Raw genomic sequence first — 24258 nt, 5'->3', positions numbered from 1 at the left:
CCGGGAGCTTGAGCGTGATCGGCACCGTAGCCTCGGAAACTTCGACCGGCCGGTTCAGCTGTGTCGCTTCCTCCAGGTACCGGTAGGCTTGACGCTCTGACAGGTCGAACTCTCGCGATAAGCGCTGCATTGCCTCGGGCAACGGAACATGGGCCAGCAGCATGGCGTAAGCGGCGTTCAGCTGCCGAGCCTTGTCCGCTTTGGTCGATCGGGCCATTTGTCATAAACGTATTACCTATTACGACGCAGGTCAATTACTGGATGAATACCCCGCCAGCCCGTCACGACCCTCTCGAATTCGAAATTACCTTTTGTGTAAGGGGAGTGGCCATTCCAAACCTTGCGAACGACGGTAGTCCCCTCATATTCGATCCAGGTAGTTGAGCCAGTAAGTGGATGTACCAGACGCCTCAGATGAGTCTTCCAAGTACCAATCTCGAAGTCGAAATCGTGTTGCCCATCCCGTTCGGTGTGTTGAAGGCTGTTTGTCGATGCGTCCGAATTCTGCTGTGCGGGTCCATGAAGGGGCTGCAAGATGACACCCAAGCCACACACCAGGAAATAAGTTCGAATGTGTTTGATCTTCATCGTTACCTCTCTCCATTCATCTCTCGATCTTGTTGAGGCGGACGCCTTCTCCGCTCCGGACTACGCCCAGTCGGTGCGATCTCGCATCATGCAAGAAACCTAACCCAACGAGTGGTTTGTAACGATAGCAACTTTGGACACGCAATTCCTATTTCGCCGGAACATACGGATCCGGGCTGCCAGCTTTGATTGGTGGAGGACTCTTTCAGGTTTTGCTCATCGTCACCAAGTCCAATCTCTGCCTTCCGAACCTCATCTTCGGAGGGTAGTTTGGACATTTCAACTTTGCGCAAACCGGACACTTCAACTTTGCGCTTACAATTTCACTGTACATAAGGCACACGCACAGATTATAAGTGGTTGATTATCTATTACTTATGTCGGTTGTCATAAATGTTCGGGCAGCGGCAGCACGTTGTCTGGTCTCGGCGAGATCGCTGCGTATCTCGCCCCTGTCCAGAGAATCAATCGCGAACGTTATCGTCTCGCCGGAGCAGGTGACATACAAGCCGATGGAGGTAGGAGGTCTCAGCGAGCCCCGGGTCAGCAGGTCGGCCAGGCCGCCCACAAGCGAGCAGGCTGACTCCTGCTTCATGAGCCCACGAAGCTTGTAGGAATGACGCAGCTCACGCAGCTTTACCAGAAAGGCTGAAGAGTAGGCCCCGGTGCGTTCCCGGTGCTTGATGCCATTCGCATCGCAAAAGCTGCGCAGGGCAGACCGGTAATACTCCTGGTAGAGATCGTGGACACGATCGTACGGGAATGTGTAGGCAGTAAGCACTCAAACATACATGGCAGGCGCCAAAATAAGAACGCATAAATTCTGCTGCAGATAAGCTTAGGAGATTGCGATATTTGTGAAACTCTTTGGTAACTAGGTCGAGGGAGGACAAGGGTCCATGGCAGGACTCCTTCCCGGGCCACCACAAGCCATAAATCTTCGCTGTTCGGTATCCGTCAGGACTCCTGCCCGGGCCACACGGGCGTCGTTCCCTTCATGCCACTGTTAGCCGATCCGCGCTTAGCATTCTCTGCTGGGCGGCTGGCAACTGGGCCACAATATGCTGCCCCAGAGCGGCAGGTTGCAGATGCCGATTGAAGTAGTCAGCCGTGTTGCGGCCGATTCGTTCCGGCTGATCGGGATCGGAGAGCCATCTCAGAACGTTGTCAGAGATAGTGCCGCGTTTACGACCTCCGGTCTGCATATGAAGATTCAGATAGTGCTCGTCTTCAATCAGTGGAATCGGCCACCGGGTCTGAGGACCATAATCAATGACCGGGCAGCCGCCCATCGCGAAAATGTCGATCATCCGCCACGGCAAGCATTCGTGCATGCCCAGCCGAACGATGTTCAATCGTGAGGCAGCAGCTCTACGCCACAGCTCGTGCTTCGCCATGGGCTCTGTCGTCCAGTGTATGCCCTGTTCGTCGAGGCGTTTGCCCAGCGCGGCAACGTCACCCGCAACCAGATAGGCGCAAAGAAACTTGCTGCAGGGAACCCGGGAGAGACTTTCGATCAGTGAAAGGTTGTGTTCCAAGCCATCGACTTCATTGCTCCCTCCCCAGATGCGAAAGAAGGCGAACAGGTCCGTGGTCTTAGGCGTCCGCTGTAGCTCCTTGAAGAACGAAAGCTCCCGACTCACCAGGGGGTTCATGTTCGGCAGCGGCAGCACGTTGTCTGGATACCAGAGACTCGGCCAATAGTTCGACTTGAAATAGAGATCGCAGGTCTCGGCGAGATCGCCGCATATCTCGCCCCTGTCCAGAGAATCAATCGCGAACGTTATCGTCTCGCCTGAGGAGGTGACAAACTCATACAAGCCGATGGAGGTAGGAGGTCTCACCGAGCCCCGGGTCAGCAGGCCGGCCAGGCCATCCAGAAGCGAGCAGGCTGACTCGTGCTTCATGAGCCCACGAAGCTTGTAGGAATGACGCAGCTCACGCAGCTTTACCAGAAGGGCCGAAGCGTAGGCCCCGGTGCGTTCCCGGTACTTGATGCCATTCGCATCGCAAAAGCTGCGCAGGGCAGACCGATAATACTCCTGGTAGAGATCGTGGACACGATCGTACGGGAATGTGTAGGCAGTAAGCATCAAACGTGCATGGCAGCAGACAAAATAAGAACGCATAAATTCTGCTACAGATAAGCTTAGGGAGGTCCGGATATTTGTGAAACTCTTTGGTAACCAGGTCGATCCGTCAGGTTCCAGTACACGAGGAAGCCGCTCGTGAAGACCCGTCAACAAACTCTTGTTATCCTTGCTCTCAGTAATGGCAAACAATCCGATTGTTCTGACTATCCTCGACGGCTGGGGCTACCGCCCCGAGACTCACGGCAACGCCATCGCGCTGGCACGCAAGCCCAACTACGACAAGCTTCTCGCCGGCTATCCGAATACGCTCATTCGCGCAAGCGACCACTTCGTGGGGCTGCCTGACGGTCAGATGGGCAACTCTGAGGTTGGACACCTCAACCTCGGCGCCGGGCGCATCGTTCGCATGGACATCACGCGCATCGACGAGGCCATTGACGACGCCTCCTTCTACTCCGACCCCGTCCTGACTCGGGCCGTCGAGCTCGCCGCACAGGAGAACCGTGCTCTTCATCTCTTTGGCCTGGTCTCGGACGGCGGCGTGCACTCGCATCAGCGACACCTCTACGCTCTGCTCAGGCTTGCCGCGCAGCACCGGCTCACGCGCGTCTTAATCCACGCCTTTATGGACGGGCGCGACACGATGCCGACAAGCGGTCTCGGGTATCTGGAGGCGCTGGAGCAGAAGATACGCGAGTACGGCGTCGGACAGATCGCCTCCATCTCCGGCCGCTACTACGCGATGGATCGCGATCTGCGCTGGGAGAAGGAGCGCCAGGCCTTCGACGCCATGGTCACGGGCCACCCGCAGGGAGGAACGGCAGAGGACCCGCTCGCCCGCATGCGCGAACACTACAACAACGGCATCACCGACGAGTTCATTCCCCCGTTCAGCGTTGTGGATCAGCACGGCGCGTCCATCGGACTAATCCGAGACAACGACGTCTGCATCTGCTTCAACTTCCGCGCCGACCGCGTCCGCCAGATCACGCGCGTACTGGCGCGCAACTTCGATCTTCCCGGCGGCCTCACTGCGGAAAACGCCCTCGATCTGCCCAAGGCAGCTGAGCTTGAGCAGGAGATCCCGCGCTCATGGGCACCGCAGAACATCCACTACGTCTGCATGACGCAGTATGACAAAAACTTCCGTTTGCCTGTCGTCATTCCGCCGGAGTCGATGGACAACCTACTGGCCAACGTGATGGCCGACGCCAATCTCCGCAACCTCCGCGTGGCAGAGACGGAGAAGTATGCGCACGTCACTTACTTCTTCAACGGAGGCGTAGAGAAGCCGTTTCCCGGCGAAGATCGCGTGCTGATTCCGTCGCAGAAGGTCGCGACCTACGATCTCGCGCCTGAGATGTCCGCCGCTGGAATCGCAGATGCGGTCGTCAAGGCAGTGAACGACACGGCCTTCGACGTCATCATCGTCAACTTCGCGAACGCCGACATGGTGGGACACTCGGGCAAACTGGAGCCGACGATAAGCGCGGTCGAAACGGTGGATCGAGAACTCGGCCGCATCTACCAGGCCGTCAAGCAGCGCAGCGGAGCTCTCCTCGTCACCGCGGACCACGGCAACGCTGAGCTGCTGATCGACCCCGTAACGGGAGGCCCGCACACGGCTCACACGACGAATCCCGTTCCGTTCATCCTGGTTACGAACGAGAAAGACACCAGCCACCACGCCATCCTGAAGCAGGGAGGAAGCCTTCGCGACATCTCCCCGACAATCCTCAAGCTGCTTGGTCTGAAGAAGCCAGTCGAGATGACAGGCGAAAACCTCGTCTAAAGCCCGGTCCAGCCTCTGTCAAGCCCCGTCTACCTCCCACGATTCAGCTAAATAACACAAGCGAAGCCTTTTACAGAGCAAAAATTGACTCCGTAAATGCGCCGATTGATTTCACCCAACTCGTTACAATAGATACAGAGATAGAAAAAGCCCCAGGCCAGCCGCCCGGGGCTTTTTACATTCCCACTAAACCTTTTATTTTCAATAATTCTATGGTTAAGCCATCTGTTTTCAATATCTTGCGCGGGCGAAATTTGCATAAGCTATTGAAAGTAAATAATTTATGGCAAATACCCCCGGGGGGAGGGGTGGTTGCTAGCTCAGCATCTGGACCTCACCCGACGGTGTCTTGGTGAATCCATGGATTACGTGGCCGGACGTATCGAGATGAAGGAGCGTCAGCTTGTCGGGCGCGATCTGCAGGTGGCTGAAGCCATACACCTTCGCCGCGTACGGTCCGCGCTGCGCCTCTTCAATCTTGAGCGTGTAGAGGTCCGCTCCGCCACCGCCTGAGAGCACGAACGACGTCGGATGGCCGTCGAACTCAAGGTGCTGCATGTCGTGATCGTGACCGGCGAGATACAGATGAGCCTTGTGCTCGCGCAGCAGCGGCTCCCACTCTGCGATCAGGGTTGCGTGATCGCCGTGCGGACCGTTCGAGTAGATGGGGTGATGCGCCATCACGATCAAGTACGGCGTCTGCCGGAGCTTCTCAAGCTCGGCCTTCAGCCAGCGCAGCTGCTCTGCCTGCTCCTCCGGCGTCAGGGTAAAGTTCTCGCGCTTTGCCCTGTCGCTCATCGGGTGGAACACGTTGCTGTCGAGCGCGAGCACCGTTACCAACGGCGTCGCGGCCGGGAACTCGAAGCGGTACCAGCGCGAGGGGAGAGTCCACCGCGTGCCGCCCTTCTTCGCGTAGGCGAGCTCGGCGTCCACCTTGCTCTCCGGCATTCGCTGATAATCATGATTGCCCAGAACGGCATAAGCGGGGCAGTCGAATACGCCGACGGGATACATCTCCTCAAACTGCTTCGTCCAGCGCGGGGACGCGACGCCGCCGGGCAGCGGGCCGTACCAGTTGTCGCCGAGCATCAGCAGCGCGTCAGTCTTCAGACTGTGTTCGTGGACGTATCGCTGCATCGCTGCTGCAACTGCCTTCTGGGCCGTGAAGTTCTCATATCCCCAGTCGCCGACCATCAGCCAGTGTGAGGCACCGGGATGCGGTGAGGGCAGCTTTGCCAGAGACGGCAGGGAACCAAGCGCTGTGAGCGCGCTGAAGGCAAAGCTTTGACGAAGAAATCTGCGGCGACTAAGAAACTCATTCATAAAGGCTCTTATAACATCATGAGATTAATCGAGTCTGAACGCTGCTAGAGTTCTCGTCTGCCTTCGAGTGCGCGCGACATCGTGACTTCATCCGCGTACTCGATGTCGCTTCCGGCAGGAACGCCAGTCGCGATGCGCGTTACTCTAACGCGCGCGTCGGCGCGGCGAATCTCTTCGGCGAGATAGCGGGCCGTGGCCTCGCCCTCTGTCGTCGGCGAGGTTGCGAGAATTACCTCATCGATCTCGGAAAGCCGCGTCATGAGGTTTGCGATGCGAAGCTGCTCTGGGCCGACTCCGCCGATGGGCGAGAGCGTGCCGTGTAACACGTGATAGACGCCGGCAAAGCTTCGCGTCTTCTCAATCGTCGCGATGTTCGTCGGCTCCTCAATGACGCAGACCAGTCGCTGATCCCGCACCGCGTTGGTGCAGTAGCTGCATGGATCGACATCGGTGATGTTGTTGCACACCGAACAGAGGCGCAGCCGCTCCTTCAACTCACGAATCGCCCCTGCGAGGTTCTCTGCATCTTCCGGTGACGAGCGCAGGACGTGAAACGCCAGTCGCTGCGCGCTCTTCGTCCCGATGCCCGGTAGCTTGCGGAGCTCGTCGATCAACCGGGTCATCGGCTCGGCAAACCGTGCCACTAGCTCATCCCCGGCAGCTTCAGGCCGCCCATCATGTCGGAGACACTGGCCTTCATCGCCTCGTCGGCGCGGCGGCCGGCTTCGTTGATGGCCGCTGTAATCAGATCTTCCAGGAGCTCCAGGTCGCTGCCCGCGCTTCCGATCGCCGTCGGCTCGATCTTCAGCCGCAGGACCTCCTTCTTACCGTTCATCCGCACGGAAACGACGCCGCCGCCGCTTGAAGCTTCGACGACCGTCTCCGCAAGCTTGCGCTCCATCTGCTCCTGCATCTGGCGCGCCTGCCCCATCATCTCTTTCATCTTTGCCAGGTCAGAGAAATCCATAACCTAAATCCTCGCCGCTAGTCGTTATCGCGCAGGTCGATCACGTTGCGAATCTCAGCATTGAAGAGCCGCTGCGCCTGCTGTACAACCGGATGCTCCATCGCCCTGGCCTGAGCGCTTCCGCTCCGCGCAGGCTTTGGCTTCTTCGCCGCTGAGGAGTTTGCAGTCCCCGGCAGCAGCACAAGCTTGAGCGAACCTGCGCCGGAGTTTCGCAGGGCCGCGCGGACGATCTTGTCCGCCTCCGGGTTGACGACTACGGAGAGCATCGTCTTCGACAGCTCGGTTTGGACACGGATCTCGCCGCCCTCGATCGTCCACTCGGCATCGGCCAACGCGTCGGCCGCAGAACTCTGGCTCTTCGCATTCATCAGAGCGTCGGTCGCCGCCCGCTGCAAGTCCTCGGCAGACGGAGCTGAGGTCATCACGGCCGCTGGGGCCGGCGCGGCCTCGGGTTCGACTGCTGCAACCGGTACAGCTCCCAGGCCCAGTAGATCAGCGGCTACTTCGACAGGAGTGATCTCCGCCACGGGCTCGTCCTCAATCACCGATACCGCAGAGGCGATCTGGTGCCGCGGCTCTGAAGCGGCCTTTAGCGGAGCCGCAGTCGGCGCGACGTTGGGCGTGGGTTCGGTCAGGTTCTTACGGCTACGGTCCGTCTGAAAGGGAGAGAAGACTGGCTTCTCCGGAGCGGCGGGAGCTGGCGATGCAGTCCGCATGGGAGACAATGCCGGGGATGCGCTTACGCTCGCCGCAGCACGCGGCCGGGGCTCAGTTATGCCAGAGCCTGCGGGTACCGGGAACCTGCTCAGCACCTCTTCGACCGGCAGCAGACGCCGCAGATGCACGAGCTTCAACAGGCCGAGCTCGAAGTGGAAACGCTGTTCCTGTCGATAGCCAAGCTCGTCGAAGGTGCGCAGCATGACCTGCAGGAAGCGCGCCAGCTCTTCTTCTGAGAACAGCGCCGCCGACCGAGCCGCACGCCGCTGCTCGTCCGCAGAGATCTGCAGTAGCTCCGAGGCCGCACCATCCAGGCCCGAGCCGTCGGCTCCAACGCCCGAGATCTTCGCCATCAGGCAGTTGCGCAGGTAGCGCACGCACTGCCGTGCGAGCTGCGCGGGACTGTTGCCCGCGTCCAGCAGTTCGTTGGCGACCGTGATCACGTCGGCGCTGCGGTTGGCGTCCACGGCCTCGAGGATTCGCTCGAAGACCGCGTTCGGAACCGTGCCCATCAACTCGCGGATCTGCGCGGCGTCGAGCCGTGGCCGCCCGTCTTCAAGCGGAGCACTGGCGATGGCCTGATCCATGATCGAGAGCGCATCGCGCATCGATCCGTCGCCCGCTTCAGCGAGCAGGGCTAGTGCCGGTTCGTCGGCTTCGACGTTTTCCGCCGCGGCGATTCCACGAATCTGTCCCAGGATGTCAACGAGCTTGACGGCATGAAAACTGTAGTGCTGGCAGCGCGAGCGCACGGTCTGGGGGATGTCTTCGGGCTGCGTCGTCGCCATCATGAAGACAATGTGGTCCGGCGGCTCCTCAAGCGTCTTCAGCAGGGCATTGAAGGCGGCATCGGTGATCTGGTGGGCCTCGTCGAGGATGTAGATCTTGTACCTGTCGCGCGCAGGACGGTAACGGGCTGCGTCCCGCAGCTCGCGAATCTCGTCGATACCGCGGTTGGTAGCCGCGTCGATCTCGATGACGTCGACGGAGTTGCCCGCGCGAATCTCGGTGCAGGACTCGCATGCCTCGCAGGGCTCAGCGGTGGGGCGCGCCGCTGAGCCGATCGCGTTGCGGCAGTTGAGCGCCATCGCCAAGATGCGCGCGATGGTCGTCTTGCCGATGCCCCTGTGTCCGCTGAAGATGTACCCGTGCGCAATGCGCCCCTGAGTGAGGGCGTTCATCAGCGTTACGGTCACGTGGTCCTGTCCCACAACGTCTGCGAAACGCTGAGGGCGGTACTTTCTCGCTAAAACCTGATATGCCATAAGCCCGAGGCGGCAGGAGGCCGCATCCCGCTATTGTAGCGTCTCGTGGAGAGTCTCAGGACTTCGCTCCGCGAGCCTTGCTGCGTGCCCTTCTGGCGCGACGCTTTACTTCGTCCTCACTGAACATGGTTCCGCGGCACTTGACGGCGCCGCAATGGCAGTCGGCGGTGTCGTCATCGGAGTCGTGGAGGTTGTACTCATAGGTCAGCTCTTCTCCTGGAGCGATGTCACGCGTCGCCACGACCCATATGCGGCGGTCGAGGTTCTCGGTCTCACAGTTCGGGTCGCAGCAGTGGTTGATGAACATCGCCGTCCCGAAGCCGTCGATCACCTCGCCACGGTTTCCGGTGCTGAAGAGATAAGTGATGAAACGGTCCTTATAGCGCTCGTCGGCCTCATCTTTTGAAAAACGCGGCCCGTCGTACTCGACGATTGGGGTACCTTTTCGGATCCGCCTCATGGTGTAACAGCCGGCGGCGTGTATGGACGACGAACGAATTACGAGCCCAGGAAGCATCGGGGAAGATCATCCAGAATGAGTGGATTTGCGTTCCGGATGGGCAAGAAGAAAGGGAAGCGTCCCACTATTCCAGCGCCAACGGTCGCAAGCTGACTATAACAAACGGCGGCTCGATGGAGTCAAATTACCGTGCTCCGGGCAATCGACGACGGACCCGAGTAGTCTAAACAAAGCATGGTGAGCCGTTTCTCCAGCCTCGCTCTTCTCGCGGTCACGGTTCTGGCAGCGTCCGGAGGCATGACGGCTATGGCGCAAAAGCCGGCCTCGCCTCCGTGCCCTGCGACGGCGCCGACGCAGGGAGATACCGGGACTCCGAAGAGTCAACCCCGCGGAGCATCTTCTGCGAGCCCCTGTACCCCAGCGACGCCAAAGGAGCCCGCCGCGGCCGATCGATTTCCATTTCCCGGTGAGTCGGCGGCACCTGCGCCGACGAATGCGCCATCGGCGGTCCCCGACGCTCCGGCAGCTGGCAAGCGTCCCTCCACGGCCGACCAGTTCCCGTTTCCCGGCTCAGGTCCGCCAGCAACTCCTGACGCTCCGGCTGCAGGCAAGCGTCCCTCCACAGCCGACAAGTTTCCGTTTCCTGGCGCAGGTCCGCCTATGCCCGGTGCAGAGTCGAGCAGTAGCAGCAGTTCGGACCCAAGCAACTCCAGTAGCGGTTCGAGCAGCGACGATCCGAACGACACTGCACCGCCCGCGTCGGGCTCGCCAGACGACAAGGGAGATGACCCGAAAGCCGCCGCTCGCAGGAAGCTTCCCAAGGTCGAAAAGCTCCAGAGTGATGAAGATCGCGCGGCGGAAGATCTCGATATAGCGAAGTTCTACGAACAGGCGGGTGACCTGAACGCAGCCTACCTGCGGGCTCGCGACGCGGTGAAGGTTCAGCCGTCTGACCCGGAAGCGCACTTCGTTCTGGGCCATCTCGCACAGAAGCTCAACAAACGGGACGAGGCCATCGCGGAGTACAACAGCTACCTCCAGTTGGAGCCGGACGGTGAGAAGATCAAGCAGGCGCGCAAGGCACTCGCCCAGCTTCAGGGCCCGTAATCTCCGTCAGCGTAGATCGTCGAAGATCTACTTCAGATAGTCGAAGAGATTTACCTTCTGGAGCGCCGTGACCACACTGAGCAGCGCCTGGTACTGGACCTGCGTGGACTTCAGCTGTGTCGCGACGGTCGCGGGGTCAGCGGCAACCAGCGTGCTCTGCTGCGCCTTCAGCTGAGCCTCCTGTGTCTGCGCGTAGTTGCTCGTGGATTGGATCGTGCTTAGCGAGCTGTTCAAGACGCTTCGCTGCGTCGAGACCTGTCCCAGAGCGCTGGTCAGAGCGGCGTTGTCAGCGGCGAGGTTCGCCGCTGGAACACCGCTGGTGAAGTCCGCGATCAGCTGGTTGAGCGCTCCGAGAGCACCAGAGGTGCCGGAACCAAAGATCGAAGAGCCCGGCAGGTTGACCTGGATCTGCTGGCCGCCCGGAGTCTCGATGGACTGCACGACTGCGTCGCCGGAGTAGGTTACGGTCGCGGGTGTTGTCGTCGTATCGAGTGAGAAGGGCTTGATGATGGAGCCTTGGCTACCGGCGAAGAGATACCGCCCCTGATAGCTTGTGTTAGCCAGCGCCAATACCTGGTCGCGAACTCCCGTGAGCTGCTGTGTGATCGCCTGAAGGTTCGAGGCGTTTTGAGTTCCGTTGGCGCCTTGAACCGCAAGTGAGATCGCAGAGGTAAGCTGCGAGACCACCTCTCCCAGCGTTGAGCCGGTAACCTGCAGCATTGACGACTGGCTTGCAGCCGTCTGGATGTAGGTGTCGACGCGGGCGATCTGGCTTCTGAGCTGTACGCTCTGCGCCGCGGCTCCGGGATCGTCCGAGAGCGCTCCGACGCGGAGGCCGCTCGAGAGTTGCGATGCAAGGTCGTTCGTGGCCTGCGTCGCGCTGTTTAACGCCTGCGAGAGGCTGCTGACGTAATGCGGATCTGCCCTCAAGTGCTTGCTCCTTTGGCTGGCTATCGCGTCGGTTAGGAGACCGACGTGGTGACGCCCAGGTTGAGCGCGCTGGCCATCATCTGGTCGACGATCGAAAAGATCTTCGCTGCAGCCTCGTATGCGCGTTGATAGTTCGTAAGGTTTGCCGCCTCCTCATCGAGAGAGACTGCGGAGAGCGCGTTGCGCTGCGTCGTTAGCTGCGAGAGCATCGCCTGCTGCGCCGTGTTGTCGATCGTCGCCGCAGACGTTGCGCTTCCGATCTGGCCCAGCAGCGTGGCAAAGGAGCCAGATGCGGTCTGCCCCGCGACGATCGTTCCCGTTGCAAGCTGAGCGAGCAGCAGGGCATTGCCAGTGCCCGTTGCACCCTCGCCAGTTGCGGCTGCGGCGATCGCCTGCGGGTCGGTAGTGGCCATCTGGATCAGGCCGGCAGCACCTACGGTAGTCGTGGGAAGCTGAAACAGAGGTGCCCGGGATTTCCGTTCCCGTCCACTCCCTGCGAGTTGACCTGATTAACCTGAGTTCCGATAGCGTAAGCGAGACCGTCGAGCGAGCTCAGGAAGGCAGGGATCTGCTGGTCCCGCGCCTCGAGAGTCCCTCCTCAGGGGCCAGAATGGTGACATCGTCGGTTAGAAGAAGCTAAGGGAAGATTTCAAGCCTCAAGAGTGGAGCGTTTGCGCCGATAGAGCCCTCAAGAACAGCAGTGAACTGTGGAGGGTAGGTGCGAGCGCTAATTCTAATTATTGACGATTCAGCGGTGATGCGGAAGGTAATCGAGAGGGCGCTGCGTCAGTCCGGTCTTGAGCTCTCCGAGGTGGTCCAGGCTTCGAATGGAGAAGAAGCGCTTGAAGTCCTTCGCGCTGACGCAGGGAGCGCCTCAAAGATCGGCCTGATCATCAGCGACATCAACATGCCTGTGATGGATGGGCTGCAGTTCCTGGAGGCACGCCGCGATCAGAAGCTGGCCGTGGGAGTTCCAGTGGTGATGATCACGACGGAGGGCAGCGAGCCGTTTGTGCTTCGTGCGATCGCGGCAGGGGCGCAGGGATACATCTGCAAGCCGTTCACGGCAGACCAAGTGAAGGCGCGGGTGGTTCCCCTGCTCGAGGCGGCGTAGCGATGGCCGAAGAGGTTGCGAGCGAGGAGTTGGTCGACTGCTCGACTCGGCGGTATCGGAGGTCTTCGAGATGATGCTGGTTCGAAGCTGCGAGCCGATGGAGGAGGCCGGCGCGATTGCAGAGCCGATTACCGCTACCATACGGTTCTCAGGAGCGGTCGAGGGGGAATGTCTGTTGTATGCCAGCCGTCCGGTCGCCCAGATTACGGCCGAGGCGCTGTTAGGAACCGTCTCGGAGCCTGACGATCTAATGGTGGAGGATGCGATCGGCGAGCTATGCAACATGGTCGCCGGGGGATGGAAGAGCAAGCTCGGAAGCGAGCAGGCCTCCTGTCTCGGCGTCACGACCGGCAGACTCGAGGAGGATTTCGGAAGAAGCTTTCGCCGATTCTATTGCTTTCAAGGGAATGTGTTTGGAGTTCGGTTGTCTTTTTGGAGCGGGCTTGGCCCAGACGGGCAAAGAGGGTGTCCATAACGGACACCCTCTTTGTGAATCAAGTCCTCTGGAGTTCTTGGCCTATCGGACAACCGACTGGAAGAGAGGGGAAGTGAGCAGGCTGGCAAACTGGCTGTCCGACGAGGAGTAGGAGACCGTCAGCGTGCCGGAGTTGGAGTCGATCGTCGTTTGGTCGAGCGCCGTCTTCTCGAGCGGATTGCCCTGCGTTTTCTTCATCAGTGTGACTCCCTTGAGCAGGGTGGCGCAGGTGGCAGCCGTCATGGTGTCGCCCATCACGACGGCCATGTCGAACTTGACTCCGTTCTGGAAGTCCATGGTGTAGCGAGAGCTCTTCATGCGGTTGCGAACGGTGTCGTAGTCTGCCAGTTGTGCCGCATCGCCGAGCACCGAACGCATCATGGTCTGGGTGCCCTTCTGGTCGAGAAGGCTCCACACTGCGCGCTGTTCCACAGCGAGCATCTCGTTGGTCATGTCTCCATTGGAGAGGAAGTTGGGAGCAAGGCCGTCACGGGCATCGAGAGCAACTTTCACCGCCTCACGGTCGCCGAAGACCATCGTGGTCTGGTTGAGGAAGGCCACGCTCATGCCGTTCTGCCCCATGGGGTAGATGCTGTTGTTGCGCAGCGTGACGGGCTTGGTCTTGGTCTTGACGAAATTGGCCATGATCTCGCGGGTGTGGAACTGGCCCTGTGCGATGCCGACGATGCGGTTGCCGGGACCGTTGCCATCACGAAAGGCGGCGAAGGTAAGAACGTCGGCGTCCTGGTCGACCTTGAGGCCGGAGGTCTTGAGCGCGGTCTCGAGTCGCTTGAGCTCCGGAGGAAGAACGCGGTCCTTTAATTCCATTGCAGCGCTGGAGTTCTGCATGGCGCGGTAGTCGACGACAATGATCTGTTGAACGTCACGCGGGATGGCCGCTTTCGCGTCGCTCGACAACTGGGCCGCGGAACAGAGAGCGGTGGAAAGCGCGAGGGTGGCGATGGGAAGGAACGGCTTGAGAATCTGCACTGGCTAACTCCTTGAGAACTCGGACGGATTGGAGCTGGGGTCTGGACCGTCAGGCGGGGCCGGACCGCTCCTATTCTTTCTTGATTGACGTATGCGAGGCAAGTCTCGCATCTGCCACTTTGGACGTAGAAAACACCGGAACGTTGGGTCAGGCGGCGAGCCAGTCGAGCGGTCTCTCCAGGCGGCGCTCGATCACCTTGAGCTCGGGGTCGAAGTTGGGGATGCGGGCGATCCATTCCGCGCCGGGCTCGTAGGCGGCCTGGGGGATGAGGCCGATGAGTTCGCTGTCGTCGAGCTCGGCGCCGTGGCGGCGGGCGAGGTCGACGAGGCGGGCGTAGACCTTCGGCATCGGGGTGGTCAGGTGGTCGGTGATGTTCATGCTCACCTGGGCTCGTCCGTTGGCGAGAACACCGAGCGCCTTGACTCCGTGCAGACCGCCGCTCGATGCGCGGATGTCGCGGGCGATGGCGCGGGCGGCGGTGACGTCGGGCTGACGCAGGTGAACGTTATAGGCGATGAGGAAGCTGCGCGCGCCGACGGCAGAGGCTCCGGCGGTCTCGTGCAGCTCCGGGCCGCCGATATCGGGGCGGCGAGCGGTGTCCCTGCGGACGGCATCGCGGAGGCCTTCGAACTGGCCTTTGCGGACGTCCTCGAGCTGGACACGGTCGGGGCGGGCGGCCGCGGCTCCGTAGAAGTAGACCGGGATTCCGTAGCGGCGCCAGACGGCGAGACCAGCCTGGCGGGCGAGAAGGGCGCAGTCAGCGAGCGACGCTCCGCTGACGGGGATGAAGGGAATGACGTCGGCGGCGCCGATGCGCGGGTGAACGCCGTTCTGTTTGGTCAGGTCGATGAGCTCAGCTGCCTTGCCTGCGCCGCGGATGGCGGATTCGACGACGGCCTCCGCAGGCCCGGCGATGGTGACGACGGAGCGGTTGTGCGCGGTGTCGAGCGACCAGTCGAGCAGGCTGACGCCGGGGACCTGCATCGCCTGAACGATGCGGCTGACCTTGGAGGGGTCTGTGCCTTCAGAGAAGTTGGGGACGCACTCGATGATCGTTTCGGGGTTCATGATTCTTGACCTAAGGCTACGATGCCAGGGTTGCAGGACTGCGAACGTAAGTTACTTCCACCAGGTGTAGCCGACCGAGAATTGTACGCTTGCGTTGACACCGGGGTTTTTGTCGCCGAGCGAGGCCGAGGAGACGTGGATAGCGCTGGCCCCGAAGTCGAGCGAGCGGCGCGGGCTGAGGAAGTAGTGCATCCCGACGCCGAACTGTGGGGTGAAGTTCCAGACGCTGGTCTCGGAGTTGGGACCGTCGTTGAAGACGTTGTAGGGCGAGCCCCCGAAGGGAGGGTATTTGTGGTTGGTCCAGATGAGGCCGCCGCCGCCCTGAGCCCAGGGGACGATCTTGCTGTGGCGGGTGCCGGTGAAGTTCCAGCGGAGCAGGATGGGCGTGATGGAGACGCCGGTGAAGGTTCCGCCGACGGTGTAGGGATCGGAGCAGATTCCGGGAGCGGTGCACTTGCGGCGCTCGAACTTCGGCGTGTAGGACTGCCAGAAGGGGAAGAGCTCGATGGCGTATTCGAAGTTGCCGTGAAGGATTCCTGGGCCGACGTTGGGGGTGAGGACCTTGCCAGCGCGTCCGCCGAGCATGAAGAACTTGTAGTCGCTGCGGTCGTCGGTAACACCGAAACCGCCTTGGGCGAGGACGCCGAGCTCGAGCGGGCGGCTGGCGTCGTTCAAGGGCGTCGGTGCTGCGGGTTTGGCCTGCGCGTGAGCGGAGGCGACGGAGACGAGCAGGGTGAGAGCCAGGGTTTGGGCGAATCGCCGGATTGTCTTGTGCACTCTTTCGGGCTTTCTTTGTTGCAGGTTGTTACAGGTTTGCAGTAGAAAGGCCGCCGAACGAATCGGCGGCCCCTTGGAAGATGGTTGACCGCTCGGATTAGCTGGCCACGGGAGCCTCGTCCATATCGAAGTTCGAGTAGACGTTTTGGGTGTCGTCGAGGTCTTCGAGGGTCTCGAGGAGGCGAATCATGGCGCTGGCCTGCGAGCCTTCGAGCTTGGTGTAGGTCGAGGCGATCTTGGTGACCTCGGCCGTCTCGGTGGCGATGTTGGCGGTCTTGAGGGCGTTGGTGACGGCCTCGAAGTCCTTGGGGTCGGTGAGGATCTCCCAGGACTCGCCCTGGTCGGAGAGGTCTTCGGCTCCGGCGTCGAGGACGATCTCGGTGAGCTTGTCTTCGGAGGCTGCGGATTTGGCTACGGTGATGACGCCCTTGGTGGTGAACATCCAGGCGACGGCGCCTTCGGCGCCGAGGTTGCCGCCGTTCTTCGAGAAGGCGTGTCGGATCTCGCTTACGGCGCGATTCTTGTTGTCGGTGAGGACGTCGACGATGATGGCGACGCCGCCGGGGCCGTAGCCCTCGTAGGTGATCTCTTCGTAGCTGACGCCCTCGAGTTCGCCGGTTCCGCGCTGGATGGCGCGCTTGATGTTCTCGGACGGCATGTTCTCGGCCTTGGCGGCGGCGATGGCTCCGCGGAGACGGGGGTTGCCGTCGGGGTCGCCTCCACCGAGCTTGGCGGCGATAGTGATTTCCTTGATCAGGCGGGTGAAGATCTTGCCGCGCTTGGCGTCGAGGGCGCCCTTCTTGTGCTTAATTGTCGCCCATTTTGAGTGGCCGGACATTTACAACCTCTACGGGTGATTTCTTGAACTGCAACCTTGTGATTTTAGCACGTCCGGAGGGTACCCCCTGCCCCCGTACCTTTTTGTGCAAAGTCTTCGAAGGAAATAAGTTAGGCTGGTACTTCGACGTCAGGCCGTACCGGCAGCTACTCCTTTTCCCCCTATTTCCATTATAGCGGGCGGGAGTAATTAATCGGCAACGTAGAAGCCTTTGTTTATCAATAAGATATGCGAAAGTAGGGCTTGACAGCATTTTCAGTGGGCAGCCGGAGCGAGGTTTCCTGTATCGGTTGGCTACGTGTACGAGTCGAACTTATGAGGCGGACCTGCGAATGGCAGACAAGCGGCTTTGGGTGGTGGTGGGGAGTGCGGTGGTCTTGTTGGTCGTGGTGGCTCACGCGTTGCAGTTCCGGAGGGACGTGAAGGTTGAGTCGACACGGAACGTTTCGGTGGGTGGAGCAACGATCCAGGTGGACTTTGCGGAGGGGCCGCTCGATCTGGGGACGGAGGCGGTGGCTGGGAGAGTGAAGGATGCGGCCAGCGCGGTGGCTGTGTACTACGGCAGGTTTCCGGTTTCGAGGGCGCGGATGCTGATTCTTCCGGTTAGGGATCGGCATGGGTTGTTTCGTGGGACGACCTGGGGAGGGGTTGGAGGTTTTCCGGGGTTTACGCGGATCAGCGTTGGGCAGCAAACGACGGCGAAGGAGCTGGCCGAGGACTGGATGATGACGCATGAGCTGACGCACATGGCGTTTCCAAATCTTCCCGACGAAAACCACTGGATGGAGGAAGGGCTGGCGACGTACGTGGAGCCGATTGCGCGGGTCGAGGCGGGGCAGCTTGATGCGAAGACGATCTGGCGGGAGATGATGGACGGGATGCCTAAGGGCGAGCCGGAGGCAGGGGACCAGGGGCTCGACCGAACGCATACGTGGGGGCGGACGTACTGGGGTGGAGCGCTGTTCTGCCTAGTGGCGGATGTGGAGATTCGGAAGGAGACGAAGAACCGGAAGGGACTGCAGGATGCTCTGCGGGCGATTGCGGCGGCGGGAGGGACGATCGATCAGGACTGGCCGATTGAGCGGGCGCTGGAGGTGGGGGATCGTGCGACGGGGACGCATGTGCTGCGGGAGATGTATGCGAGGTGGAGTGTTGAGCCGGTGAATGTGGATCTGGCGGCTTTGTGGAGAGAGCTTGGGGTGCGGCGGGTGGGGGATTTAGTGGAGTTTGAGGGGAAGGCTCCGCTGGCGGGGGTGCGGGAGGGGATTACGGCGCGGCGATAGTGGAGGACTTCTATTGGCATCCTGCGAATCCACATCTCAGAAGCGAGATGTGGGGCACCCGACACCCGGCGTGATGGGTAGAGAAGCGGGTTTCTCCAATGCTCAGCGGACGGGTCGTCCGCTGCTTCGGTCGAAATGACACTTTGTGCTTCTCACCTTTTTAACGAGCATCAAGCAGCGTACGGAGCTTGGCGCGTGCTCTTCCCAAACGTGACATAACGGTTCCAACAGGACAGTCCAAAACACCCGCAATCTCGTGATAAGAGAGACCTTCATATTCTCGCAGCAGGATGATCTCGCGAAGCTGTACTGGTAGCTCTTGAATCGCCGCTCGCACCCGCTCGCTCTCCAACTTGTTCACATAAAGATCATGTGAATTTTTGGATGGCTCTACGATGCTGTCGGCAACACCATCCGCAAACAATTGAGGACCATTTCGCAGCTTTCTCAATTGATTGAGCCGGATATTTCTCAAGATGGTGAAGAGCCAGTTCTTTATATTGCTGTCTTGTCGCAACTTCCCCATAGCCGGCATGGCGCGAACGTAGGTTTCCTGCACTAAGTCCTCTGCATCAGCAGGATTGCGGGTCAAGACCAGAGCGTAACTGTATAAACCGTTGAGAAATTCGAGGCCGGGCGCGTCTGGTCGGCCAACTCGGCCGTGATTCAAGGACATTTGTTCACCCACTGTTGAAGCCTTGGCTTTGATAAATCGTTGGTAGAACGCATCGCGGCTGTTCAACATCAACGCCACTTGGCCAGAGTATGAAAGTGAACCGATGGGAGGGATCGTTCCGAGCGGGCCGTTTTGCGTGCCGGTGATGGTGTAGGCGAAGACGATGGTGTCCTCGTCCTGAACGATGGTCTCGGGGGTGACGGCCATGTCGGGGAAGGGGGTGCGCATTCCTGAGAAGAACATGCGATAGCCGGCGGAGCCGGGGACCTGTCCGTCGGCGGGGTCGTGGTCGACGCTGTTGGGCGCGACGGCCTGATCGAGGTCGAAGTTGACGGCTTCGGCGAACTTGCCGAGCGTGGCCTGTGCGGATTCTTTGCGCATGTGCGGCCTTCTCGAGTGCTTGAGAGTCGAGAGTCGCATGCGGCGCTTTGAGCAACAACCTTCGTTCAAGGTAATTAGGGCTACCTCGAAGGAGGGAGTTTTGGTCGCCAGACGGGCAGAGATACAGGGGTCTCTCCACTACGCAATGGACGGACAAGCCGTCCATTGCTTCGGTCGAGATGACGTTCTATGTATGAGAGGCCTTAGTTAAGGCGCTCGGGGGCGAGGAGGTCGCGCATCGTCTCGCGGCGGCGGGCGAGGGTGACTTTTTCGCCTTCGACGAGGACCTCGGCGGGGCGGGGGCGGGAGTTGTAGTTGGAGGAGAGGCTGAGGCCATAGGCTCCGGCGTCGAGGAGGGCTACGAGGTCGCCGGGCTTTACGCTGGCGATGGCGCGGTCGCGGGCGAAGAAGTCCCCGGACTCGCAGACGGGGCCGACGATGTCGGCGGTGATGGTGGATTTGGAGGATGGCTGGCGGACGGGGACGATCTCGTGGTGCGCGTGGTAGAGCGCGGGGCGGATGAGATCGTTCATGGCGGCATCGGTGATGATGAACGTTTTGGTGCCGTTCTTTTTGACGACGAGGACGCGGGTGAGGAGGGCGCCGGCCTGGGCGACGAGGAAGCGGCCGGGCTCGAGGAGAAGGTGGGCGGTCTCGTTGGCGAGGCCCTTGGCGAGGGCGGCGGCGTAGCGGTCGACCTGGTGAGGGGCATCGAAGGGAGCGTCGGAGTAGTCGATGCCGAGGCCGCCGCCGGCGTCGATGGTGCGGATGTCGCGGCCGTCGCGGCGGAGTTCAGCGACGAGGGAGGTGACGCGCTCGAGGGCGGCGGCGAAGGGATCGACCTTGCGGATCTGGGAGCCGATGTGGACGGAGACGCCGTAGGGCTCGAGCCACCTGGAGCGGGCGGCGCGGCGATAGATGGCGCGAGCCTGGGTGATGGCGATGCCGAACTTGTGCTCGGAGAGGCCGGTGGAGATGTAGGGGTGGGTCTCGGCGAAGACGTCGGGGTTGACGCGGAGGGCGAAGCGGGCGCGGGTTTTGAGGGCCTGGGCGCGGGCGGCGAGTAGGTCGAGCTCCTGCTCGGACTCGACGTTGAACTGGAGGATGTTGGATTTCAGAGCGGTGTCGATCTCCCATGCCTGCTTGCCTACGCCGGAGAAGACGACCTTTTTGAGGGCGGGTTTGTGGGCGCGGCGGACGCGCTCGAGCTCTCCGCCGGAGACGATGTCGAAGCCTGCTCCCTGGCGGCCGAGGAGGCGGAGGATGGCGAGGGACGAGTTGGCTTTGACGGCGTAGCAGACGGAGTGCGGGCGCGCGTCGAACGCTTGCTGGAAGAGCTGGAAGCGCTGGGAGATTTGCGAGGCAGAGTAGATGTAGAGCGGTGTGCCGTACTGGTCGGCGAGAGTGGTGAGCGGGACTTGGTCGCAGTGGAGGGTGCGGTTCTTGTAGGTGAAGGGGCGGGCTGCGGGAGTATTCCTTGCTGCGGTCTTCTTTGCGACTGTCTTCGTCTTCAAAATGCGGTGCTCACTTTGGAGTTGATGGCGCTGCGAACGAAAATGCAGGTCCCTTCGGCTACGCTCAGGGCAGGCTCTTCGACTCCGCTGCGCTTCGCTCAGGATGACATAGTTTTGGGTGGAGCGAGATTTGCGCCGGTACTATGGCTTGGCTAGACGGGATTTGTGGGCAGGGCGTAGGGCTCTTCGGGGATGATGATCCAGGCGATGAGGTAGGCGAGGGCTCCTGCTCCGCTGAGGCAGACGATGGCGGTGATGATGCGGACGACGGTGACGTCCCATCCGTATTGCTGCGCGAACGCGGCACAGACGCCGGCGATCATGCGGTTGTTGCGCGGGCGCATGAGGCGCGAGGTGGCGAAGGGCGGCTGAGGTGGCTGGGCGGTGGCGACCGGTGTGCCGCAGGCAGGGCAGAAGCGGGAGGTGGGTTCGAGCTGCTTTCCACAACGAGTACAGAACATGGGAGGTTCTCCGGGTGACTCAATGGGGAACGGTTCTATTTTGTCACAGCTTTGGTGCAGCTCCCCCGTGGAGGATACGGAGGGACGAGAGGGAAAGTTCGGACGCAATGTCAGGCGCCGGTGTAGGGAGTCTTGATGTATTTGCGGGCGAGGTCGGCCTGGGACTGGTCGCCTCCGGGGGCGGCGGCGCGCTGGTATTGCTCGACGGCCTTGTCGCGCTGGTGGAGCAGGTCGAACATCTGTCCGGCGGCGAGTTGGGCGCGGCGGCGGACCCAGTCGCTGCACTTGGGCTGGGAGGCGGCGTTGAGGTAGTTCTGAGCGGCATCGGCGATCATGTTCTGTCCGCGCTGGGTCTCGGCGAGGCCGAAGTAGGCCATCTGCAGGCGGGGATCGACGAAGTAGCCGGGTTTGGCGGCATCGGCGAGGACGTGCTTGTAGATGGCGATGGCGGTGGGACCGTCGCCCTTGTCTTTGGAGAGGTTGGCCTCCTCGAGACGGAAGAGGTAGTCGTGGGGATACTCCTGGGCGAGGCCGTGCATGACGGAGAGGGCCTCGTCGTAACGGGCGTCGTGGCGGAGGAAGAGGGAGAGCGAGGTGCGGCACTCGACGGGGTTGACGGTGCCCTCGGCGGCACACTGGCGGAGCAGGTCGAGTCCTTTTTCCTTATTACCGGTGACGCCGGTGATGCCGATCATGATGCGAAGGAAGCGCGGCAGGGAGGCGACGGCGAACTGCTGGATGCCGATGGCCATCTTGGCGTCGGCGTAGTTAGGATCGAGGCGAAGGGCTTCTTCGCTGTCCTGCCGGGAGGAGAGTCCCTGACGTGCTGCAGAGTAATAGCTGTGGAAGGCGAGAGTGATAAAGGCGGCGTGCATGCCGCGGGCATAGCCGCGTGCGAAGTAGGTGTTCGGATTGTGGGGGTTGGATTTGATCTGCTGGTCGCACATGGCGATGATCGAGTCGGTGAGCTTGTCGATGCGGTCGCGGGTGGCTTCGGAGACGGTGATGTCACGCTTGGCAAAGATGAAGGAGTCGTGCGCGTAGTAGGTGGTGTCGAGCAGGTCCTGATGGTAGAGCTCGCGAAAGATGAGCGTCATCAGGACATAGTTGGCCGCCATGGGGTTCTGCGGATTGGCACGCTGGATGGCCTCGAAGCGGGAGAGAGCGCCGTCATAGTCGAGGTTGTAGAAGAGGGTATGGGCCTCGCGGACCTCGGGGGTGAGGTTGATGGGATCGGTGTGCAGGTTGGGGGTGTTGGCGAGGGCCGGAGTTGCGAAGGCGGTAAAGACGAGAAGCAGAACAATGAGAGGGGTGTATGCCGGGCGGCGATTTGCGGTGGGGCTTGTATGCATTATGAATGTCTTCGTCTTCCGTCCTGACTGCTCACCATGTTAGACGCTGGTCATGGGAGAACAAAATATTGGGGTGGAATGTAATGCGGCTGAGGTATCTTGTGCTTGGAAATTGAAGGGTTCCATGACACGTTTTGAGTTGCTTCAACTGCTGGTGGGCCAGGCGCGGGCCAATGGGTTTCCGTTCCGGAAGTGGTATATGGCGCGGATCGGCTTGCCGTGGACGGGTGCGAAGGCGGCGCTTGAGACTCTGGCGAGCGAGCGGCGGTACTATGCGCTGCTGTTCTCGCATGAGTTCGCGTCGAGCTTCTGGAAGCCGGGCGAGACGATGACCTTCCAGATTCAGAAGCAGACGTTTACGCGGCGGATGGCGGACGGGAGCATCGGTACGGTGACGCGGAAGGGTTACACGCGGCGCAGCGCTCGCGAGGATGCATGGCGGTATCATCTGCGCGAGCTTGCAGTGGCGGAGGAGCCGCTGCGATACATGCGGCGGTACCTGCGTGTAGAGGAAGACCTGAACGAGGAAGAGAGAGAGTTGCCGGCCGACGACTAGAGGCCGTGGGTGCGGCGGATGGCTGCGATCTGGCGGACGTGGTGGTTTCCGTGGGAGAGGTGGAAGCGGCGCCACTGTGAGGCGGAGAGCGGTCCGAGGATGAAGTGAGAGAGGCAGCGCGTGGAGCCGAAGGCCTGCTCGGCCTGATCGAAGATATGGTCGAGGCGGGTGAGGGCGGCGTGCGTGATGGCGATGAGTTCGCTACCTGAGAGTGGAACTGCGGAGGCGGCGGGGGCGACCTCGGGTGGGGATTTGCGGCGGCCGGGCATGAGTCCCAGGGTGACGACGATGAATTGCGCGGTGCGCTGCGCGGAAGTGGGACGCGAGAGAGTCGGCGTGCCTTTGGCGAGCCGGGTCTCGAAGGAGGCTCCGGTGGAGGCGTAGGTCAGGAGGAGGTGCTCGATGATCTGCTGGATGGTCCAGCAGGAGGGATCGGGGGTGAGGCGGAGTTGGGTTTGTGAGGCGTCGAGGCCATGGAGTGCGGAGGAGAGTCTTGTTGCGAGATGGTGGAGGGTTGGGTCCATGGCCGGGGGCGCGCTGTGCGCTGCGTTCAAAAGGGTACACTGAAGGAGATGGTGGAAGGGATACGGTTTCTGTGGGGCGCGACGAAGGGGTACCGGCTGCGGCCGTGGCTGAGTCCTTATCTTCGGTGGCGGCTGGAGACGTACTCGGGGAAGAAGGCGGAGACTGTGGGGCCGAAGGACTTCTGGTCGCTGGTTTGGGGCGAGCGGCAGCAGGCGGTGCGGTTTCTGCGATGGGTGGGGGAGATACGCGGGTATGCGGGCAGGCGGGGCGAGGGCTGAGGGCAGTCCTGAGAAATTCGTGGGGGCACGGGCGAAATGCGGGGGTTCTTCCCCTTCGACTCGCTTCGCTCGCTCAGGGTCAGAATGACGATTCATTTGCGCTGGCCCAGATTGCCGGTAATTGGCTGCGATGCTATTCTTTTATGGACACTAACGAGAGTGGACTAGAGAATCAGGAGTAAACCAAAGCTGTGCTAGCACCTGCTAAGAAGACAGACATCATTGCGAAGTTTCGCACACACGACTCAGATACCGGGAGCCCCGAGGTACAGATCGCGATTTTGAGCGAGCGTATCGGCGAGCTGACGGAGCACTTCAAGACCCACAAGAAGGACCACGGATCGCGTCGCGGGCTGCTGATGCTCGTGAGCAAGCGCCGCCGTCTTCTGGACTACCTGAAGAAGTGCGATGCCGACCGTTACCGCGATGTGATTGGCAAGCTGGGTATCCGCAAGTAACCGCAATCCCGGAGACATCATTCAGACCATGGAAGCACGCTCGGGGGCGTCCGTCCGGCTGCAGATTCCGTGCAGGAGCCGAAGGGCTTCTGCCGCAGGAGCAGGTGACGATGGCACTCGTGGCAGACGTTTCGGTTGCCATGAACGCTGGACGATTCTAGCCGGCCGAGCAGAACCATCCGATGAACGAATTCACGCAGCGCAGCCAGCCGGCGGTCTGTCTTTAGGACAGATTGCGGTGGGCTGCGCTTTTTCGCGCCCGCGAGTGC

At 61.1% G+C, this 24258-nt stretch carries 28 protein-coding genes; 8 read left to right on the top strand and 20 right to left on the bottom strand.

Translation table 11 applies throughout. The features are described 5' to 3' along the window. The 3 genes from Q363_RS12530 to Q363_RS12520 all read right to left on the bottom strand — a co-directional run. Positions 1-217, bottom strand: a 217-nt coding sequence (locus Q363_RS12530) for a hypothetical protein (protein ID WP_035350522.1), incomplete at its 3' end; no start/stop codon positions are given. 735 nt (positions 218-952) lie between these two features. Beyond that, positions 953-1369, bottom strand: a complete 417-nt coding sequence (locus Q363_RS12525; RefSeq protein WP_035350521.1) for a hypothetical protein — start codon at positions 1367-1369, stop codon at positions 953-955. Positions 1370-1583: 214 nt separating this feature from the next. After that, positions 1584-2717 carry a hypothetical protein gene (locus tag Q363_RS12520; protein WP_157466782.1) on the bottom strand — a complete coding sequence of 378 codons (1134 nt, stop codon included), beginning with the start codon at positions 2715-2717 and terminating at the stop codon, positions 1584-1586. A 142-nt stretch (positions 2718-2859) separates the two neighbouring features. Between Q363_RS12520 and gpmI the strand changes: the two genes are divergently transcribed. After that, positions 2860-4473 (top strand): 2,3-bisphosphoglycerate-independent phosphoglycerate mutase, encoded by a 1614-nt coding sequence (gene gpmI, locus Q363_RS12515; protein WP_035350515.1) that lies wholly within the window; start codon positions 2860-2862, stop codon positions 4471-4473. 315 nt (positions 4474-4788) lie between these two features. Here gpmI and Q363_RS12510 read toward each other — a convergent pair whose 3' ends face one another. Genes Q363_RS12510 through Q363_RS12490 form a run of 5 tightly spaced genes read right to left on the bottom strand, consistent with a single transcriptional unit; the run spans position 4789 to position 9205 of the window. After that, a complete protein-coding gene (locus Q363_RS12510) occupies positions 4789-5796 on the bottom strand; it encodes a metallophosphoesterase (RefSeq protein WP_035350514.1) in 1008 nt (335 codons plus the stop codon). A gap of 44 nt (positions 5797-5840) precedes the next feature. Then, complete coding sequence (recR, locus tag Q363_RS12505; protein WP_035350513.1) at positions 5841-6440, bottom strand: recombination mediator RecR; 600 nt, start codon at positions 6438-6440, stop codon at positions 5841-5843. Then, complete coding sequence (locus Q363_RS12500) at positions 6440-6763, bottom strand: YbaB/EbfC family nucleoid-associated protein (RefSeq protein ID WP_035350512.1); 324 nt, start codon at positions 6761-6763, stop codon at positions 6440-6442. The genes recR and Q363_RS12500 overlap by 1 nt, the downstream gene beginning before the upstream one ends. Before the next feature lie 17 nt (positions 6764-6780). Next, the gene (gene dnaX / locus Q363_RS12495) at positions 6781-8745 is read right to left on the bottom strand and encodes a DNA polymerase III subunit gamma/tau (protein WP_035350510.1); all 1965 of its coding nucleotides are present in this window, start codon (positions 8743-8745) and stop codon (positions 6781-6783) included. Between the two features lie 55 nt (positions 8746-8800). Further along, positions 8801-9205 (bottom strand): SET domain-containing protein, encoded by a 405-nt coding sequence (locus Q363_RS12490; protein WP_245632184.1) that lies wholly within the window; start codon positions 9203-9205, stop codon positions 8801-8803. Between the two features lie 234 nt (positions 9206-9439). Here Q363_RS12490 and Q363_RS12485 point away from each other — a divergent pair, with 234 nt between their 5' ends. Beyond that, on the top strand, positions 9440-10312 hold the full coding sequence (locus Q363_RS12485; RefSeq protein ID WP_035350506.1) for a tetratricopeptide repeat protein: 873 nt from the start codon (positions 9440-9442) through the stop codon (positions 10310-10312). 27 nt (positions 10313-10339) lie between these two features. Here the strand turns inward: Q363_RS12485 and flgL are convergent, their stop codons facing one another. Genes flgL through Q363_RS46175 form a run of 3 tightly spaced genes read right to left on the bottom strand, consistent with a single transcriptional unit; the run spans position 10340 to position 11798 of the window. After that, complete coding sequence (flgL, locus tag Q363_RS12480; RefSeq protein WP_035350505.1) at positions 10340-11242, bottom strand: flagellar hook-associated protein FlgL; 903 nt, start codon at positions 11240-11242, stop codon at positions 10340-10342. A gap of 32 nt (positions 11243-11274) precedes the next feature. Then, complete coding sequence (locus tag Q363_RS12475; RefSeq protein ID WP_035350503.1) at positions 11275-11655, bottom strand: flagellar basal body rod C-terminal domain-containing protein; 381 nt, start codon at positions 11653-11655, stop codon at positions 11275-11277. Between the two features lie 20 nt (positions 11656-11675). Then, positions 11676-11798, bottom strand: a complete 123-nt coding sequence (locus tag Q363_RS46175) for a hypothetical protein (protein ID WP_425387663.1) — start codon at positions 11796-11798, stop codon at positions 11676-11678. 162 nt (positions 11799-11960) lie between these two features. Here Q363_RS46175 and Q363_RS12470 point away from each other — a divergent pair, with 162 nt between their 5' ends. Further along, positions 11961-12356 (top strand): response regulator, encoded by a 396-nt coding sequence (locus Q363_RS12470; protein WP_035350501.1) that lies wholly within the window; start codon positions 11961-11963, stop codon positions 12354-12356. 70 nt (positions 12357-12426) lie between these two features. Then, the gene (locus Q363_RS12465; RefSeq protein ID WP_035350500.1) at positions 12427-12831 is read left to right on the top strand and encodes a chemotaxis protein CheX; all 405 of its coding nucleotides are present in this window, start codon (positions 12427-12429) and stop codon (positions 12829-12831) included. Between the two features lie 42 nt (positions 12832-12873). On the opposite strand, the gene Q363_RS12460 is transcribed toward Q363_RS12465, so the two are convergent. The 4 genes from Q363_RS12460 to Q363_RS12445 form a co-directional block, all read right to left on the bottom strand. Further along, positions 12874-13821 (bottom strand): hypothetical protein, encoded by a 948-nt coding sequence (locus Q363_RS12460; protein WP_035350498.1) that lies wholly within the window; start codon positions 13819-13821, stop codon positions 12874-12876. A 148-nt stretch (positions 13822-13969) separates the two neighbouring features. After that, a complete protein-coding gene (ftcD, locus tag Q363_RS12455; protein ID WP_035350497.1) occupies positions 13970-14890 on the bottom strand; it encodes a glutamate formimidoyltransferase in 921 nt (306 codons plus the stop codon). 51 nt (positions 14891-14941) lie between these two features. Further along, complete coding sequence (locus tag Q363_RS12450) at positions 14942-15667, bottom strand: acyloxyacyl hydrolase (RefSeq protein ID WP_245632183.1); 726 nt, start codon at positions 15665-15667, stop codon at positions 14942-14944. Positions 15668-15764: 97 nt separating this feature from the next. Then, a complete protein-coding gene (locus Q363_RS12445) occupies positions 15765-16505 on the bottom strand; it encodes a YebC/PmpR family DNA-binding transcriptional regulator (protein WP_035350496.1) in 741 nt (246 codons plus the stop codon). A 332-nt stretch (positions 16506-16837) separates the two neighbouring features. Here Q363_RS12445 and Q363_RS12440 point away from each other — a divergent pair, with 332 nt between their 5' ends. Further along, positions 16838-17788 (top strand): gluzincin family metallopeptidase, encoded by a 951-nt coding sequence (locus Q363_RS12440; protein ID WP_051978697.1) that lies wholly within the window; start codon positions 16838-16840, stop codon positions 17786-17788. A 160-nt stretch (positions 17789-17948) separates the two neighbouring features. On the opposite strand, the gene Q363_RS38045 is transcribed toward Q363_RS12440, so the two are convergent. From Q363_RS38045 to Q363_RS12420, 4 genes are all read right to left on the bottom strand, one after another. Next, on the bottom strand, positions 17949-18845 hold the full coding sequence (locus Q363_RS38045; RefSeq protein WP_169746968.1) for a sigma-70 family RNA polymerase sigma factor: 897 nt from the start codon (positions 18843-18845) through the stop codon (positions 17949-17951). Positions 18846-19048: 203 nt separating this feature from the next. Continuing rightward, positions 19049-20359: a diaminopimelate decarboxylase gene (gene lysA / locus Q363_RS12430; RefSeq protein WP_035350494.1), complete on the bottom strand. Its 1311-nt coding sequence runs from the start codon at positions 20357-20359 to the stop codon at positions 19049-19051. A gap of 152 nt (positions 20360-20511) precedes the next feature. Continuing rightward, a complete protein-coding gene (locus tag Q363_RS38040) occupies positions 20512-20820 on the bottom strand; it encodes a PspC domain-containing protein (protein ID WP_084080284.1) in 309 nt (102 codons plus the stop codon). 110 nt (positions 20821-20930) lie between these two features. Then, on the bottom strand, positions 20931-22172 hold the full coding sequence (locus Q363_RS12420) for a tetratricopeptide repeat protein (RefSeq protein ID WP_245632182.1): 1242 nt from the start codon (positions 22170-22172) through the stop codon (positions 20931-20933). Between the two features lie 124 nt (positions 22173-22296). On the opposite strand from Q363_RS12420, the gene Q363_RS12415 reads away from it, so the two are divergent. Continuing rightward, on the top strand, positions 22297-22728 hold the full coding sequence (locus Q363_RS12415) for a hypothetical protein (RefSeq protein WP_035350493.1): 432 nt from the start codon (positions 22297-22299) through the stop codon (positions 22726-22728). On the opposite strand, the gene Q363_RS12410 is transcribed toward Q363_RS12415, so the two are convergent. Beyond that, positions 22725-23252, bottom strand: coding sequence for a DinB family protein (locus tag Q363_RS12410; protein WP_035350489.1), 528 nt, complete (start codon positions 23250-23252; stop codon positions 22725-22727). The genes Q363_RS12415 and Q363_RS12410 overlap by 4 nt on opposite strands. Here Q363_RS12410 and Q363_RS12405 point away from each other — a divergent pair. Beyond that, positions 23232-23531 carry a hypothetical protein gene (locus Q363_RS12405; protein ID WP_245632181.1) on the top strand — a complete coding sequence of 100 codons (300 nt, stop codon included), beginning with the start codon at positions 23232-23234 and terminating at the stop codon, positions 23529-23531. The two genes, Q363_RS12410 and Q363_RS12405, sit on opposite strands and share 21 nt — an antisense overlap. Positions 23532-23722: 191 nt before the next feature. Next, positions 23723-23989, top strand: coding sequence for a 30S ribosomal protein S15 (gene rpsO, locus Q363_RS12400; protein WP_026393045.1), 267 nt, complete (start codon positions 23723-23725; stop codon positions 23987-23989). The last annotated feature ends 269 nt before the right edge of the window (positions 23990-24258 follow it).

Origin of the sequence: Edaphobacter aggregans DSM 19364, assembly GCF_000745965.1 — a bacterium.
Lineage (GTDB): Bacteria > Acidobacteriota > Terriglobia > Terriglobales > Acidobacteriaceae > Edaphobacter > Edaphobacter aggregans.
This window is presented reverse-complemented; position numbering and strand designations above follow the sequence as displayed.